Annotated in this window: 14 protein-coding genes; 9 read left to right on the forward strand and 5 right to left on the reverse strand. The window is 67.3% G+C overall.

Annotation, left to right across the window (positions count from 1 at the left end):
- Positions 1-27: 27 nt before the first annotated feature.
- Complete coding sequence (locus JOF56_RS00380) at positions 28-1,590, forward strand: alpha/beta fold hydrolase (protein WP_307854852.1); 1,563 nt, start codon at positions 28-30, stop codon at positions 1,588-1,590.
- On the opposite strand, the gene JOF56_RS00385 is transcribed toward JOF56_RS00380, so the two are convergent.
- From JOF56_RS00385 to hrcA, 3 genes are all read right to left on the reverse strand, one after another.
- Positions 1,591-2,325, reverse strand: coding sequence for a 16S rRNA (uracil(1498)-N(3))-methyltransferase (locus JOF56_RS00385; protein ID WP_209633224.1), 735 nt, complete (start codon positions 2,323-2,325; stop codon positions 1,591-1,593). It abuts the gene before it with no gap.
- Positions 2,322-3,470, reverse strand: coding sequence for a molecular chaperone DnaJ (gene dnaJ, locus JOF56_RS00390; protein WP_209647919.1), 1,149 nt, complete (start codon positions 3,468-3,470; stop codon positions 2,322-2,324). The genes JOF56_RS00385 and dnaJ overlap by 4 nt, the downstream gene beginning before the upstream one ends.
- 82 nt (positions 3,471-3,552) lie before the next feature.
- Positions 3,553-4,575 (reverse strand): heat-inducible transcriptional repressor HrcA, encoded by a 1,023-nt coding sequence (hrcA, locus tag JOF56_RS00395; RefSeq protein ID WP_209633226.1) that lies wholly within the window; start codon positions 4,573-4,575, stop codon positions 3,553-3,555.
- Positions 4,576-4,789: 214 nt separating this feature from the next.
- Here hrcA and JOF56_RS00400 point away from each other — a divergent pair, with 214 nt between their 5' ends.
- The 7 genes from JOF56_RS00400 to JOF56_RS00430 all read left to right on the forward strand — a co-directional run bounded on the left by JOF56_RS00400 (position 4,790) and on the right by JOF56_RS00430 (position 11,795).
- Complete coding sequence (locus tag JOF56_RS00400) at positions 4,790-5,491, forward strand: hypothetical protein (RefSeq protein WP_209633228.1); 702 nt, start codon at positions 4,790-4,792, stop codon at positions 5,489-5,491.
- A gap of 96 nt (positions 5,492-5,587) precedes the next feature.
- Positions 5,588-6,688: a helix-turn-helix domain-containing protein gene (locus tag JOF56_RS00405; RefSeq protein WP_209633230.1), complete on the forward strand. Its 1,101-nt coding sequence runs from the start codon at positions 5,588-5,590 to the stop codon at positions 6,686-6,688.
- 161 nt (positions 6,689-6,849) lie between these two features.
- Positions 6,850-7,674, forward strand: a complete 825-nt coding sequence (kduI, locus tag JOF56_RS00410; RefSeq protein WP_209633232.1) for a 5-dehydro-4-deoxy-D-glucuronate isomerase — start codon at positions 6,850-6,852, stop codon at positions 7,672-7,674.
- Positions 7,671-8,435: a 2-dehydro-3-deoxy-D-gluconate 5-dehydrogenase KduD gene (kduD, locus tag JOF56_RS00415; protein ID WP_209633235.1), complete on the forward strand. Its 765-nt coding sequence runs from the start codon at positions 7,671-7,673 to the stop codon at positions 8,433-8,435. The genes kduI and kduD overlap by 4 nt, the downstream gene beginning before the upstream one ends.
- Positions 8,413-9,261 (forward strand): IclR family transcriptional regulator, encoded by an 849-nt coding sequence (locus JOF56_RS00420; protein WP_245378096.1) that lies wholly within the window; start codon positions 8,413-8,415, stop codon positions 9,259-9,261. Before kduD ends, JOF56_RS00420 begins: the two co-directional genes overlap by 23 nt.
- 340 nt (positions 9,262-9,601) lie before the next feature.
- Positions 9,602-11,284 (forward strand): L-lactate permease, encoded by a 1,683-nt coding sequence (locus tag JOF56_RS00425; protein WP_209633237.1) that lies wholly within the window; start codon positions 9,602-9,604, stop codon positions 11,282-11,284.
- Positions 11,285-11,303: 19 nt separating this feature from the next.
- Positions 11,304-11,795, forward strand: a complete 492-nt coding sequence (locus JOF56_RS00430; RefSeq protein ID WP_209633239.1) for a permease-like cell division protein FtsX — start codon at positions 11,304-11,306, stop codon at positions 11,793-11,795.
- On the opposite strand, the gene JOF56_RS00435 is transcribed toward JOF56_RS00430, so the two are convergent.
- Complete coding sequence (locus tag JOF56_RS00435; RefSeq protein ID WP_209633241.1) at positions 11,776-13,284, reverse strand: FAD-dependent monooxygenase; 1,509 nt, start codon at positions 13,282-13,284, stop codon at positions 11,776-11,778. The two genes, JOF56_RS00430 and JOF56_RS00435, sit on opposite strands and share 20 nt — an antisense overlap.
- An 82-nt stretch (positions 13,285-13,366) precedes the next feature.
- Here JOF56_RS00435 and JOF56_RS00440 point away from each other — a divergent pair, with 82 nt between their 5' ends.
- On the forward strand, positions 13,367-14,065 hold the full coding sequence (locus JOF56_RS00440; RefSeq protein WP_209633243.1) for a TetR/AcrR family transcriptional regulator: 699 nt from the start codon (positions 13,367-13,369) through the stop codon (positions 14,063-14,065).
- On the opposite strand, the gene hemW is transcribed toward JOF56_RS00440, so the two are convergent.
- Positions 14,062-15,279 carry a radical SAM family heme chaperone HemW gene (hemW, locus tag JOF56_RS00445; RefSeq protein WP_209633245.1) on the reverse strand — a complete coding sequence of 406 codons (1,218 nt, stop codon included), beginning with the start codon at positions 15,277-15,279 and terminating at the stop codon, positions 14,062-14,064. The genes JOF56_RS00440 and hemW overlap by 4 nt on opposite strands.
- Positions 15,280-15,321: the final 42 nt, after the last annotated feature.

The following is a 15,321-nucleotide window of genomic DNA, read 5'->3' on the forward strand; positions in this document are numbered from 1 at the left end:
TGCACACCAAATGGAAGGATCTCGTACGTGCGTGTGAAATCTGGGGGTGTCGCGGCCAGGCTCACCGTTCTGACGGTGGCTGCCGCGACGGTGTTCACTGCGGTTCCCGCAGTGGGCGCGGCCGCTGCGGAAGTGGCCACACCAAGGCTGACCTGGGCCGATTGCCAGGACGGGTTCGTGTGCAGCACCGCGAAGGTGCCGCTGGACTACGACCAGCCCAACGGCACCAAGATCGACCTCGCGTTGATCAAACTGCCCGCGCCCGATCAGGCTCGCAAGATCGGCACGTTGTTCGTGAACTTCGGCGGCCCGGGCGGGTCCGGGCTGCAGCGGCTGCGGCAGCGTGCCAAATGGCCTTATCTGTTCTCCGATGAACTTCGGTCCCGGTTCGATCTGGTCTCATGGGATCCTCGAGGGATCGGGCACAGCGCTCCGGTGAACTGTTTCGACTCGCTCGCCGAGCAGGAGGCGTTCCTCGCCTCGATTCCGGAGATGCCAGTGGATCCGGCCGGTGAGGCACCGTTCTACGCCAAGTCGAAGGAGTACGCCGACCGCTGTGCGCAGAAGGCCGGTCGCATCCTCGAGCACGCGTCCACGGCGAACACCGCGCGTGACCTCGATGTGCTGCGGCGTGCGGTCGGTGACAGCAAGCTGACCTATCACGGCATTTCGTACGGCACACACCTCGGTGCGGTCTACGCCAATCTGTTCCCGAACAACATCCGGGCGATGGTGTTCGACGGGTCGATGGACTTCAAGGGCAATGCCACCGGGCACGGCGACACCGGGTTCAAGGTCCCGCTGGACACCCGGCAGGACGTGTCCCGGGGTGTCTCGGAGACCTTCGAGCAGTTCCTGAAGGTGTGCGCGCAGTCCGGGCCGAAATGCGCGTTCTCGTCGGGTGACCTGAAGGCCAAGTGGGCCGCGATCGCCACCCGCGCGCAGCAGGGCCCGATCACGATCCAGGGTGACAAGGGTCCGGAGACGTGGACCTATTCGGGCATTCTCAACATCACCTGGGATCTGGCGTCGGTCAGCTCGTGGCCGGACATCGCCAAGTTGTTCCAGCGCCTGTACGACGCCCGCGACACCACGGCCCAGCGTTCCACCGCTCGGTCGGTGAACCCGGTGAAGGGCGAGCCGTACACGGCGAACCGCAGTGACGCGTTCAACGCCATCCAGTGCTCCGACAGCAACTTTCCTACCGACACGGCGGCCTACAGCCGGTACGCGGTGTCGGAGGACAAGCGGATCCCGTACTTCGGACGGCTGAGCGTGTTCGACATGATGAGCTGCGCGTTCTGGCAGCCGAAGGACAAGGACCGGTACACCGGGCCGTGGAACCGCCGTACCTCCGCGGAGATCCTAATCATCAACAACCGGTACGACCCGTCGACCCCGTTGCACGGTGCCCGGGACGGCGCGGCGGAACTGGCCAGGGCCAGGGTGTTCGTCACCGAGGGCTACGGCCACTCCTCGATGCTCGCGCCGAGCACGTGCACCGAGCAGGTCAAGCGGGACTACCTGATCTCCGGGGCGTTCCCGGCGCCGGGCAAGGTCTGCACGCTGGACGCGAACCCGTTCGGCTGATCACCAACGAGTAGTGAGGGCGCCGAGGGCTCCCAGAGCCACGGCGGCCGCGGTGGAGGCGCGCAGGACGGTCGATCCCAATCGGACGGCCTGCGCGCCCGCACCTTCAAGCGCGGCAATCTCTTCGTCGCTGACGCCACCTTCGGGTCCGACGACGAGAACGATGTCCCCTTGCTTGGGCAGGGAGACATCGGCCAGCCGGAGTCCGGCCGAGCCCTCCAGCACCAGCCCCGTCTTCCCGTCGACGATGTCGAGCAAACCCTTGGTGGTCACGGGTTCCAGGACCTCGGGCACCCACGCGCGGCGGGCTTGTTTGGCGGCTTCACGCACGGTGTTCCGCAGGCGTGCCAAGGCTTTTTCCGCGCGCGGACCGTCGTCCCACTTGACCACGCACCGGGCGGCGCGCCACGGGACGATCGCGTCGGCACCGGCTTCGGTCGCCAGTTCGACCGCGAGTTCACCGCGATCGCCTTTGACCAAGGCCTGCGCGACGATCACCCGCGGCTGCGGCGCGGGCACGTCGGCTCGCTCGATCACCCGCAGTTGCAAGGAATCCTTGCCCACCGGGGCTTCGACGACACAGGTCGCGAGGCCGCCGGCACCGTCGGACAATGTCAGCGTTTCCCCGGCGCGCAGGCGTTTGACCGTTGCCGCGTGCCTGCCTTCCGGGCCGTCGAGAATCGTTTGCGGCCCGGTCGGTAGTGCGTCGACGAGAAAGAGCGGGGGCGTGCTCACCGGCGGTGCGAGCGGAGACGGGAGAACAGCCCGCCGCCCTTACCGTTTGTCGTGGCGAGGCCGCCCTCGTCTTCCCCCCGCAGGGTCGCCAGCTCTCGCAACAGTTCCGTCTGCCGGGCATCGAGCCTGGTCGGTACTTCGACATCGACGTGCACGTGCAGGTCGCCACGGCCGTCGACGCGGCCGGACTGACGCAGCTTCGGCATGCCGCGGCCGCCCATCACGAGCTCGGTCCCGTGCTGCGTTCCGGCCTCAAGTTCCAGCTCTTCCACGCCGTCGAGCGTCTCGAGAGGCAGCACCGCGCCGAGCGCGGCCGTGGTCATCGGGACGCGAAGCGTGCAGTGCAGATCCGCACCCGCACGTTCGAACGTGGCGTGCGGCTGCTCCTCCACCTCGACGTACAGGTCGCCTGCGGGGCCGCCGCCAGGACCGACCTCGCCCTGCCCGGACAACCGGACGCGCATACCGTCCGCGACGCCCGGCGGCACCTTCGCGACGATCGTGCGCCGCGAACGCACACGGCCATCGCCCGCGCACTGCCGGCACGGGTCAGGAATGACCTCGCCAAGCCCACGGCATACCGGGCAAGGCCGCGCGGTGACGACCTGACCGAGGAACGAACGCTGCACGGCCTGGATCTCGCCACGCCCGCCACAGGTCTCACATACCTCAGGCGACGTGCCGTCAGCACAACCCGAACCACGGCACAGCTCGCACAGGATCGCGGTGTCGACCGTCAGTTCACGGCTCACACCGGAGAAGCACTCTTCGAGCGAGAGCTGCAGCCGGATCAACGCGTCCGCGCCTGGCTGCACGCGGCTACGCGGCCCGCGCGCTCCACCCGCGGCAGCGCCGAAGAACGCGTCCATGATGTCGCCGAGGCCGAACCCCGAGAACGGGTCGCGCATCCCGCCGCCTGAGGCGGCGTTCTCCAGCGGGTCGCCGCCCATGTCGACGATCTTGCGCTTCTGCGGGTCCGACAGCACCTCGTAGGCCGCCGTCACTTCCTTGAACCGCTGCTGCGCCGCCTCATCCGGATTGACGTCCGGGTGCAGCTCACGCGCCAGTTTGCGGTAGGCGCGCTTGATCTCGTCGGCGCCGGCGTCCCGGCGTACGCCGAGGATGCCGTAATAGTCCCTGGCCACCTTGGTCATGTCCTCCTGCCGCAGTGCGGTTCGCGGTGTGCCACCGCACCCGGCTCTGCCCCGTAGTTCGTCGAGCTGTGGTTCATCGAGCCGTCAGAATCTCTCCGACATAGTTCGCAACCGCCCGGACGGCCGCGATAGTTCCCGGGTAGTCCATCCGCGTCGGTCCGACGACACCCATGCCGCCGAGCAGCTCCGCGCCGCCGTAACCGATCGAGACTACAGAGGTGCTGCGCATCTCTTCGGCCTCGTTCTCGCCGCCGATGTGCACAGTGAGCGTGCCAGGGTCACGCGCGGACGCGAGCAGCTTGAGGATGACGACCTGTTCCTCAAGCGCTTCGAGCACCTGGCGCAGTGAGCCTGGGAAGTCCGAGACGTTCCTGGTCAGGTTGGCCGTGCCGCCGAGCACGAGCCGCTCCTCGGGGTGCTCGACCAGCGACTCGACCAGCACCGAGCCGATCCGGATCATCAGATCGCGCAGGTCCGACGGCGCGGCCTCGACCAGTTCGGCCACCTTCGCGGCGGCCTCGACCATCCGGTGGCCGGCCAGCGCGGCGTTGATCATCGACCGGATCCGGGCCAGGCAGTCCTCGGTGACCACGTCGCCGAGATCGATCATCCGCTGGTCGACCCGGCCGGTGTCGGTGATCATCACGAGCATCGCGCGCGCAGGCGTGATCAGGACCAGCTCGATGTGCCGGACCGTGGAGCGGGCCAGCGTCGGGTACTGCACGACCGCGACCTGCCTGGTCAGCTGGGCCAGCAGCCGGACGCTGCGGCGCAGTACGTCGTCCAGGTCGACCGCGCCGTCCAGGAACGTGCCGATCGCCCGGCGCTCGGCCGACGACAACGGCTTGACCTCGGACAACCGGTCGACGAACAGGCGGTAGCCCTTGTCGGTCGGGATCCGGCCCGCGCTGGTGTGCGGCTGCGTGATGTAGCCGTCCTCTTCCAGCGACGCCATGTCGTTGCGGACCGTCGCGCTGGAAACGCCCAGGTTGTGCCGGTCGACGATGGCCTTCGAGGCCACCGGCTCATGGTTGGACACATAGTCGGCGACGATCGCGCGCAGCACTTCGAACCGACGCTCGTCGGCGTTCACCACGACCCCTCCCCGCCTGGACGTTTCACCCGTACCCCGTCAAGTTTACGGAGCCTTCCGGCAACCCGATGCCACCACTTGGTACCAGTGCATTCCCGCTGCGCCCGGACCCGCCCCGACACGCCGGGTACCCCGTTACCGGCCGGCGACATGTTCGTGTGGAAAAATCAAGTGCGGACGCGGTGTGACCGGCTGGATCTCAAGTAAGGAGGGTGCTGTGACCGGCAACGACCCTGGGCACGTCGACCGGCTGGCCGCCTTGCTACGGCCGGTGGAACTGCTCGACTTCGTGACCCATGTGTGCCGCTGGCTGCAGGAGGCGCACGAGGCCGCGGCCGAGCTGCAGCCGTTGCGCAAGAACAACCACCGGGGCAACTGGAACAACAACACCAGTTTCGGCACCGACCGGTACCAGTTCCTGCTGAACACGGCTCAGTCGCTGAACGTGGACATGCCGGGCCTGGAGGCGGACGCGGCCTTCCAGTCGGTACTGCTGAAGCTGGAGCGGGTCGGGATCTATCAGTTCAACGCACCGGCGGGCTTACACGGATCGCTGGGCGACAGCAGTGATCTGCGGCGTGAGCTGCTGGCGCCAGGCGAGGATGGATCACTGTTCGGCCGTCGGGACGCGTGGCTGGACGGGCGGGAGTTACTGCTGTTGCCGTGGGCGGGCACGGAGGAGGGCGGGCTCACCGACGCCTGGACAGGCCAGGGCACCCTGGCCGACAACCACATCGTGTGGGAGTGGGTCGTGCGCCTGCAGGACATCGCCGAGGAGAGTCGTCCGACTCTGGCCGCGTCTGCGGCGGCTGTGTCGTTCCTGGCTGGGCCGACGTTGTTCGAGCAGCTTCCGCCGCCGATTCCGCTGCGCCCCAGGTCCGGGCAGCACGGCGCCGGAAGGCGCGGTTCGGCCGGCTGACCGGATCTCCCCCGGGGGCGTGCCCCGGATTCGCGCGACTCTGCGTGCTGGACCACGATGTGATCCGGCCGGTACATGATCGACAGGAGCTCAACTGTGACTACGGATGCCTCCGCCGCCGCGCAGGCATTCGCCCCCGCCCGGCTGACCATGGCACGCGAACTCGCGGGCCTGCGTAAGCGGGAGCTGGCCGAGGCGATCGACCGCACGGCCGCGGCGGTCTCGCAGTACGAGCTGGGGCAGTCACGGCCGAGCGCGGAGACGTTGACGCGGTGCGCACGCGTACTGGAGGTGCCGGTCTCGTTCTTCACGGTCGGCCGCCCTCAACTGCATCTGGACACGGCGCACGCACATTTCCGGTCGCTGCGGAGCACCACGGCCGCCCAGCGTGAACAGGCGCTCGCGCACGTCGAACTGCTCTGGGAGGTCACCGAGCATCTCGACCAAGTGATCGAGCTGCCCCCGGTGGAACTCGGCCTGCCGCTCGACATCCCGCACGGCGGTCCGGTCGACACTGCCCGGATGGTGCGAAAGGCGTGGAACATGCCGACCGGGCCGGCCGTGCACCTGGTGCGCAACCTGGAAGCCCGCGGGATCGTGATCACGTACATCCCCGCGGTCGACAGCGAGACCATCGACGCGTTCTCGTCCGCGTTGCACGGCCGCCCGATGATCGCGTTGACGCACAAGGGAAACCCGATGCGGCAACGTTTCTCGGTCGCGCATGAGCTCGGCCATCTGCTGCTGCACCCCGAGCCCGCGCCGGGCAATCCGGGCAACGAACGCGAAGCCAATGTGTTCGCGGCCGAATTCCTCATGCCGGCCAAGGAGATCCGCGACCAGCTGCCGTCCGCGGCGGACATTCCGGCACTCAAACAGCTCGCGGACAAGTACGGCGTCTCCACGTCCGCGTTGGCCTACCGAGGCAAAGACCTTGGCGCCTACAGCGAATCCACGCTACGCCGGACCATCGCGACGCTGACCCGCCTCGGCTGGCGCACGCACGAACCCGTCCACTCTGGATACCCCGGCGAACAGCCCGAGTTGCTGCGGCTCGCGGTCGACCTCGCGGCCGCCAGTGGTCTACCGCTCCGGCGGCTCGCCGAAAGGCTCCACATAGGACTCCCCCGGCTGCGTGCCCTGATCGGATCAGCCGACGCACGACCACGGTTGCGACTGATTCACGGTGCCGGATAGTCGTTCCCGCTGCAACAACTTCGGCCGGACGCTTACGTTGAGCAGTCGTGATGACCACCCAGATGGCGCAGTGGTCTAAACCTTCCCCGAGTTCGGCAAGAGTGTTAACGTTCCTCCCGGTTATCGGTTCAATGTCCCCTTCATCGGTACATGGAGCAACCGTGGACGTCAGGTACTCGACCAATCCGGCGGAAGCACGCGGCTACGACACTGCACAGCTGCGCCGGCACTACCTGGTCGAGAACGTGTTCGTCCCGGGCGAACTACGCCTGACCTACAGCCACGAGGACCGGGTCGTACTGGGTGGCGCCATGCCTGGCGCCGGACCGCTACGCCTGGAGCCGGATGACGCCCTGCGTACGGACCACTTCTGCGAACGTCGCGAGCTGGCGGCTTTCTGCGTCGGCGGTCGCGGAGCAGTGAACTGCGACGGTAACGCCTATCCGGTCGAACGGGGAGACCTTGTTTACGTCGGGCGTGGCACGCGCGAAGTCAGCTTCCATAGCGACGACGGCAGCGCCCGGTTCTACCTCGCTTCCGCGCCGGCGCACCGGGAGTTGCCGACCACGCTGGTCAAAGCCGGTGACGTGACCCCGATCGAGCTCGGTGCCACCGAGTCGGCCAACGCGCGCACGATCCGGCGGTACATCGACGGAACCCTCGTCCAGAGCTGTCAGCTGATGATGGGCTGGACCCAGCTCGCACCGGGAAGCGTGTGGAACACGATGCCCGCGCACACGCACTTACGCCGCACCGAATGCTATTTCTACTTCGACCTCGACGAGGACGCGCGACTCGTGCACATCCTCGGTGAGCCGGACGAGACCCGGCATCTGATCGTGCGCAACGAGCAGGCCGTGATCTCGCCGGCCTGGTCTGTCCACTCCGGAGCGGCGACCGGCAGCTACTCGTTCATCTGGTTCATGGCCGGTGAGAACTACCGGTTCGACGACATGGACCACATCGCCATGGCGGACCTGAGATGAGGTACCTCAGCGAACTCTTCTCACTGGAAGGCCGCACAGCACTGGTGACCGGCGCACGAACCGGCCTGGGCCGGGCAGTCGCCGTCGGTCTGGCGGGTGCCGGCGCTGATGTCGTCCTGCTTGGCCACGGTGGCGATTTCGGTCCCGTGCAGGAGGAGATCCGGCAGCACGGCCGGGCCGCGCATGTGGTCAAAGTGGACCTCTCGGCTGCGCAAGAAGTCGCCGCACAGGCCGAGGACATCCTGCGCACACACCAGATCGACATCCTGGTCAACAACGCGGGAATCATCCGGCGATCGGACGCGCACGAGCACTCCTTCGCGGACTGGCGTGCGGTCATGTCGGTCAACCTGGACTCGATGTTCGAACTCACCAAGACGATTGCCGGCCCGATGCTCCGGCGCCGGACCGGCAAGATCATCAACATTGCCTCGCTGCTCAGTTTCCAGGGCGGCATCAGGGTGGCCGCGTACACCGCGAGCAAACACGCGGTGGCCGGGCTGACCAGGACGCTGTCCAACGAATGGGCGCCAGGCAATGTGCAGGTCAACGCGATAGCCCCAGGCTATTTCGCGACGGACAACACCGCGGCGCTGCGCGCGGATGAGAAGCGCTACGCCGAGATCCTCGGACGCATCCCGGCTGGCCGCTGGGGCTCGCCCGGCGATCTCGCCGGCGCGGCGGTGTTCCTGGCCAGTTCGGCCTCTGACTACGTAACCGGACATGTATTGGCGGTGGATGGTGGCTGGCTCGCTCGCTGAGAACACATACCGGGACGTTGTGCCCATCAACGGGGCAACGGTCAACGGCACACGCAAGGAGATGCCCGGCAGAAAGCCGCAGACCGGCACGCTGGAACGTGGCCTGGCAGTGCTCGAACACGTCGGCATGCGGCAGGAGATCTCGACCAACGCCATCGCCACCCAGTTAGGACTGTCGCGCAGCGCGGTCTACCGGATCGTGCACACCCTCAAGGAACTCGACTACCTCGAGGCCGACCACGTGACCGGCCGTGTCCGGCTGGGCGCACGCCTGGTCGAACTCGGCGTGCAGGCCATGTCGTCGACCGACTTGCACAAAGCCTCACCGCAGTTCCTCTCCGGCCTGGCCACCCGCACCGGCGAAACGATTTTTCTCGCCGTACCGGACGGCGACGCAATGGTCTACGTCGGCAAAGACCGCGGCGCGAACGCGGTGACGCTGCATTGCCAACTCGGAACCCGACGCCCACAACACGCGTCCTCCCTCGGCAAAGCATGGCTCGCCGCCCTCACCCCGGCCGAACGCGTCGAACGCGTCACCCGGATGCGACTCGACCGCCTGACACCCAACACAATCGTCGACCGATCCCACCTGCTCGAAGAACTGGACCGAATCAGCAAACGCGGCTGGGCCGTCGACAACATCGAGAACGAACCAGACGTCGGCTGCGTCGCCGCCGCGGTCCGCGACCGCACAGGCCAACCAGTCGCCGCCATCAGCATCGCCGGCCCAGCCGGCCGAGTCCTGCTGCGAACCGACGAACTGGGCACCCTGGTCGCCGACGCAGCGTCCACCCTGTCCCGCCGACTCGGCCACCTGCCTTAGCCACACCCGCCGAGATTCCCACCCGCGCTCGTCAACCTCCGCCCCGAGCGGACGCACCCCCGCCCCAAGGCGCCGCCGCAAACCCCAGCGCCCATCAACCACCCCAACAACCCGCGCCACCCACCCCAAAACCCTTTTCTCCCACCCCTTCCCAAAAATGACAGCCCCCACCCTCCCTAAGGGGGAGGGGGCTCCCCGGCTTCAATTCTAGTTGGGGGGAAAGGGGTTTGGGGCGGATTTGGGGGGTGGGACGGTGCGAGTGGGCCGTTCGGTCGGGGTTCACTCCGATGGGTTATGGGTGTCCATTGTGTAGGGACCTTCATCGACGAAGGGGTTTGCCGTGATCCAGGATTATCAGCCTGCGGGTCCGCTGTGGCTGTCGGCGATTGTGGCCGCGCTACCGGTCATTGTGCTGCTTGTGGTTCTGGGGGTGGCGCGCCGTTCGGCGCATCTGTCGGCGGCGCTGGCGCTGGCGACGGCCTTGCTGGTGGCGATCTTTGTTTATCCTATGCCGGTGGGGCTGGCGTTCGACGCGGCGGCCATGGGGATCGCGTTCGGGGTGTGGAACGTCATCTGGATCGCTTTCCACGCGGTCTATTTTCACAATGTCACTGTCGCGACCGGACGGTTCGACACTGTCAAGAGTGTGCTGGCCGGGTTCAGTCCGGATCGCAGGCTGCAGGCTTTGCTGATCGCGTTCGCGTTCGGGGCGTTGCTGGAGGGGATCGCGGGCGGCGGGGCTCCGGTGGCCATCACCGGGGCCATGCTGTTCGCGCTGGGTTTTCCGCCGGTCAAGGCTGTTGTGCTGGCGTTGCTGGCCAACACTGCTCCGGTCGCGTTCGGCGGGCTGGGCAATCCACTGATCATTCTCGGCCGGCTGACCGGGCCGATGCTGGGCATCAGCCAGGAGGAGGCCACGAATCTGTTCTCCGCCATGGTCGGGCGGCAGCTTCCGTTGCTGGCACTGATCATTCCGGGGTTCCTGGTGGTGGTGCTGGCCGGGTGGAAGAAGATGACGCAGGTGTTGCCCGCCGTGCTCACCGCGGGGCTTTCCTTTGCTGTGGTCCAGTTCCTGGTGTCCAACTATGTCAGCCCGAGTCTGGTGGACGTGCTCGCCGCGCTCGCCGCGATGGTCGCGCTCTGGGTGCTGACGAGGTTCTGGCAGCCGAAACAGCTCTGGGGTTTCGACGGCGAGACCGTCCGGAAGGCGGAAGGAGTCGGCACCACGGCCAGGCCTCATGGCGCGCTTTACGGCTGGGCGCCGTACATCATTCTCATCGTGGTCATCCTGCTGTCGCGGATCGGCACGATCTGGAAGTCCATGCCGTCGGGCTTGAACCTCACGGCCGCGCTGCAGAAGCCCAACATCATGTTCACGTGGCCGGGCCTGCACAACCAGGTCATCCAGACGCCACCCATCACCACGAAGAACCAGCCGTATCCGGCGTCGTTCACGATCGACTGGCTGTACTCCGCGGGCAGCATGGCGTTGATCGCCGCGATCATCGCGGGCCTGACCATGGGCGCGGGTGTGAAGAAGCTGGCCCAGGTCTATCTGCGGACGATCGTGCAGATGCGGTGGGCGCTGGCCACGATCATGATGATCCTCGGCATCGCGTTCGTGATGAACTACTCCGGCGCCACGCAGACGCTGGGGCTCGCGCTGGCCACGACCGGTGTGCTGTTCCCGTTGTTCTCCGCGTACATCGGCTGGCTCGGGGTGTTCCTGACCGGGTCGGACGCGTCGACCAACAGCCTGTTCGGGCCGATGCAGGTGATCTCGGCGCAGCAGCTGGGTGTCGATCCGACGCTGGCCGGCGCCACGAACACGTCCGGCGGCGTGATGGGCAAGATGATCTCGCCGCAGAACCTGTCGATCGGGGCCACCGCGATCGACAGGTCCGGCGAGGAGTCCACGCTGCTGCGGCAGACATTCCTGTGGTCGCTGGTGCTGACCGCCGTGGTCGGGGTGATCTCCCTGCTCCAGGCCGAAGTCCTGACCTGGATGATCCCGACGCGGTGAAACTGGATACCGTCGAGGTGTGAAACCTCGCCTGCTGCTCACGGTGATCGCCGTCGCCGCGCTGGTCATCGCGGGTGCGGCGGTGATCGTCCTGGCTGCCAACCAGCCGCCGCAAAGACCCCTGACCCAGTACGACTCGAGCTATCCCAAGGACTCCATGAGCGGGCCGGAATGCCCGAACATCGTGACGATGTACTTCAAGACCGACGAGGCCATGACACGGGCGGCCTCGCGCGTGGAGGGTGACGGGCGGTTCTACAACACCGTGCAGGAGACCAAGGCCCAAGGCTACGAGCGGTTCAAAAAGATCTTCAAAGATCAGCCTGAGCTGGTCGCGCTCGCCAAGCCGGAGACACTCCCGGCATCGATCATGTTCTCGGTGGACGGGTCGCTCAGCCGCAGCGCGGTGCTCTCTGAGCTGAGGAGCACCTACGCGTCCGCTGACGTGCCGGATCCGTGCGAGTTCGCCAGCCGAGTGCCCCGACCTACCGCTACGAGGCCGACGCGGTGACCGACTTCAAAGCGCCGGGCAGGTCTCCAGTCGCGTCCGGGGTCCGCCACGCCACGAAGAAGTCCGGCCGGACCAGCACCGCGCCGGACTCGGTGATGCCGTAGGCCTTGGCCCACTCAGGGCCGTCCAGCAGATGAGCGGTCAGGCCCAACGCCGAAGCCTCGTCGACCCAGTGCTGCGCGCCGGTCAGGACCACGAAGCCACGGCCGAACAGTTCGATCGTGGAGACTTCACGGCCGTCGACTCGCACGAGCACGTGCGGCGCCCGGGATCCAGGCCTGCCGGTGGGCTCAGGTTCCAAGAGCGCCCGGTCGTCTCCCGGCTCCAGGACGACGGCGTCGCTGAGATGCCGGTAGCCGAAGAAGGGCATGGAGAACGGCTCCACCAGCGGTGTGAGCGCGGCGTCGGCGAGATCCGGGCGCATCCGCTGGACGAAGAAGGTGTACTGCTGCTCGGCGATGAACTCCGAATAAGGCCGTCGTTCAGGCGTGTGACTGTCCAGCAACGCGGGACCGGCCTCGCCTTTCACCACCATCGCCAGCTTCCACGCCAGGTAGAAGCCGTCGAGGATCGCGGTGTTCCCGCCGAACGCCCCGGTCGGCGGCATCACGCGCACGGCGTCACCGACGAGATGCACACGGCCTGAGCTGAACGTGTCGGCGACCCAGTGCTTGGTGTCGGTGCTGGTGCCTGTCTGCAGCAGCGTCACCGCGAGGTCCGGGATGCCCGCCGCGATCCGGACCAGCTCGATCCAGCGCTCGTCGGAGTACTCGCCGAGGCCCACCCCGATCGCGTACCGGCTGGGTTCGTCCGTGCTCACGAGCGCGCCACTGCCACCGGGTAGCTCGGGATTCTGCAGGTATACCAAGGCATTGGGCGGCAGCACGGCCGACAGGTCGGCTTCGAAGATCGCGCCTGAGCCGGTGCCGAGCACGCCTCGGCCGGCCTGACCAATGCCCAGCGCCTCGCGGATCGGGCTTCGATGACCGTCCGCTCCGACGAGGTAGTCGGCACGGACGGTCTCCCTCTCCCCCGTGGCCAGGTCGTGCAGCACGGCTGTGACGCCGTCGGCATCCTGCGTGAACGACTCGAGTTCGGTCGAGAACCTGATCCGCGCACCGAGTTCACGGGCCCGCTCGGCCAGGATCGGCTCGACCCGTTCCTGGCTGGCATTGGCCCAGCCCGCGGTGGAGAACGCCGTCAGATCCGGCCCGGCGTCGTCCACCAGGATCTCGTTGAACACCGGGCCCGCGGCACTGCGCGCGATCACGATCCGGAACTGGAAATCCGGTGGCGAGGCCGCCAGCACGCGCCGATCGACACCGGCCAGCCGTAAGGCCTCCATGGTGTGCGGGAACTGGCCGCGGGCCTTCGGATGCAACGACGTGGTGGCGTGCCGTTCGACGACCAGCGACGGCACGCCGTGCAGGCCGAGGAACATCGCCGTGGACAGCCCGGACAGACCCGCGCCGGCAATCAGGACTCGCATGAGGACTCCGTTTCGAACGGTGTTCGTATTGACGAACACCGTTCTACTTACGAACGGTGTTCGTGTCAAGTAGAGTGCTCCCGTGGACCTACCGGAACCGCCGTGGCGCTCAGCCGGCCGCAAGCCCGCGCGGCAGCCGCTGAGCCGGGAGAAGATCGTGGACACCGCCCTTGGCCTGCTGGAGAAGGAAGGCCTGGAGGCGTTGTCGATGCGGCGGGTCGCCCAGGCGCTGAGCACCGGCCCTGCCTCGCTGTACGCGCATGTGCGCAACCGCGATGAGCTGTGCGAGCTGATGTTCGACCGGATTCTCGGCGAAGTCGAGGTGCCGGATGCGGATCCCGCGCACTGGCGGGAGCAGCTCAAGCAGTTGTGTTTCGCTCAGGTCAGGGCGATGACCGCGTATCCCGGGATCGCGACAGTCGTCATGAACGCCATGATCCCGATCGGGCCGAACGCGTTGCGGCACGGCGAAGGCATGCTGGCAATCCTGCGCGCGGGCGGCCTGGACGACCGGCAGGCGGCGTGGGCGTTCGACGCGCTTGGTTTGTACGGCAAGGCTTACGCGGCCGAAGTGTCCACTTGGAAGTCCGGCGACCTCGACCCGAGCGAAATGGCTGAACGCGCCCGCCAGATGACGGAGTACATGCAGTCACTTCCGGCCGGGACGTTTCCGAACCTGCTGGCAGCCGGGTCGCTGTTCTCCGGCGAGACTGCCCACGAACGATTCGAGTTCGCCATCGACACGTTCATCGCCGGTCTGGACGCGTTGAAAAAGTCCTAAGGCAGCAGGCGGCGGACGATGCCGTCGGCGAGCAGACGGCCTTCGTCGGTCAGCACCGCCCGGCCCGAGTCGAACGCGGCCTGGCTGAGCAGGCCGTCCGACACCGCGACCTTCGCCTCGGCCACGCCCGGCTCGTCGAGGATGGCCAGCGGCACACCTTCGAGCAGACGCAACTCCAGCAACACCCGCTCGATCCGCCGGTCTTCCTCAGAAAGGACCTCACGAGCAGCGGCGGGCGACTTGCCTTCCGACAGAACGGCGGCGTAGCGGGCGGGGTGTTTGACGTTCCACCAGCGCACGCCGCCGACATGGCTGTGCGCGCCTGGTCCGGCGCCCCACCAGTCGCCGCCGCGCCAGTAGTTGAGATTGTGCTGGCAGCGCGCGGCCACCGACGCGGCCCAGTTGGACACCTCGTACCACCGGAAACCACTGGTCGAGAGCACCGAGTCGACCTGCTCGTACCGCTCGGCGAGCACGTCGTCGTCCGGCGGCGGCAGCTCTCCCCTGCGAATCCTCCGCGCCAGGGCCGTGCCCTCCTCGACGATCAACGCGTACGCCGAGACGTGGTCGACGCCCGCGTCCAGCACCGCGTCCAAGGACGCCTGCAGATCGTCCGGCCGCTCCCCCGGCGTGCCGTAGATCAGATCCAGGTTGAGGTGTTCGAACCCGGCGGCGCGGGCCTCAGCCGCCGCGGCGACCGGACGGCCGGGCGTGTGCTTGCGGTCCAGGATCTGCAGCACATGAGGGGCGACCGACTGGGCTCCCAGCGACACTCGGTTGTAGCCCGCTCGCAGGATCCCGGCGAAGAACCCGGGCGAGGTGGATTCCGGATTGGCCTCGGTGGTGACCTCGGCCGCCGAGGCCAGGCCGAATGACGCTCGGATGGCGTCGAGCACGTCCGCAAGCCCGGACGCACCGAGCAACGAGGGCGTGCCGCCGCCTACGAACACTGTGTCGGCGGGTGGCGCGTCTCCCAGAACGTGGGCGGCGAGATCCAGCTCACGCCGCAGGCCCTCCAGCCAGGACTCCGGCGAGGCTGAGGTTCCCAGCTCACCGGCTGTGTAGGTGTTGAAGTCGCAGTAACCGCAACGCGTCGCGCAGAACGGGACGTGTACGTACACACTGAACGGTCGCGTGCCCAGCCCGGTCAGCGCCCCGGGCGACAGGGAGCCGTCGGCAGGCGCGGGATCACCAGGGGGGAGCGTGGAGGCCACGGTTCAATTCTCGCACTTCGCGGGTTTGTCCAGTACGCGTGA

This window comes from Kibdelosporangium banguiense, assembly GCF_017876405.1.
Taxonomy (GTDB): domain Bacteria; phylum Actinomycetota; class Actinomycetes; order Mycobacteriales; family Pseudonocardiaceae; genus Kibdelosporangium; species Kibdelosporangium banguiense.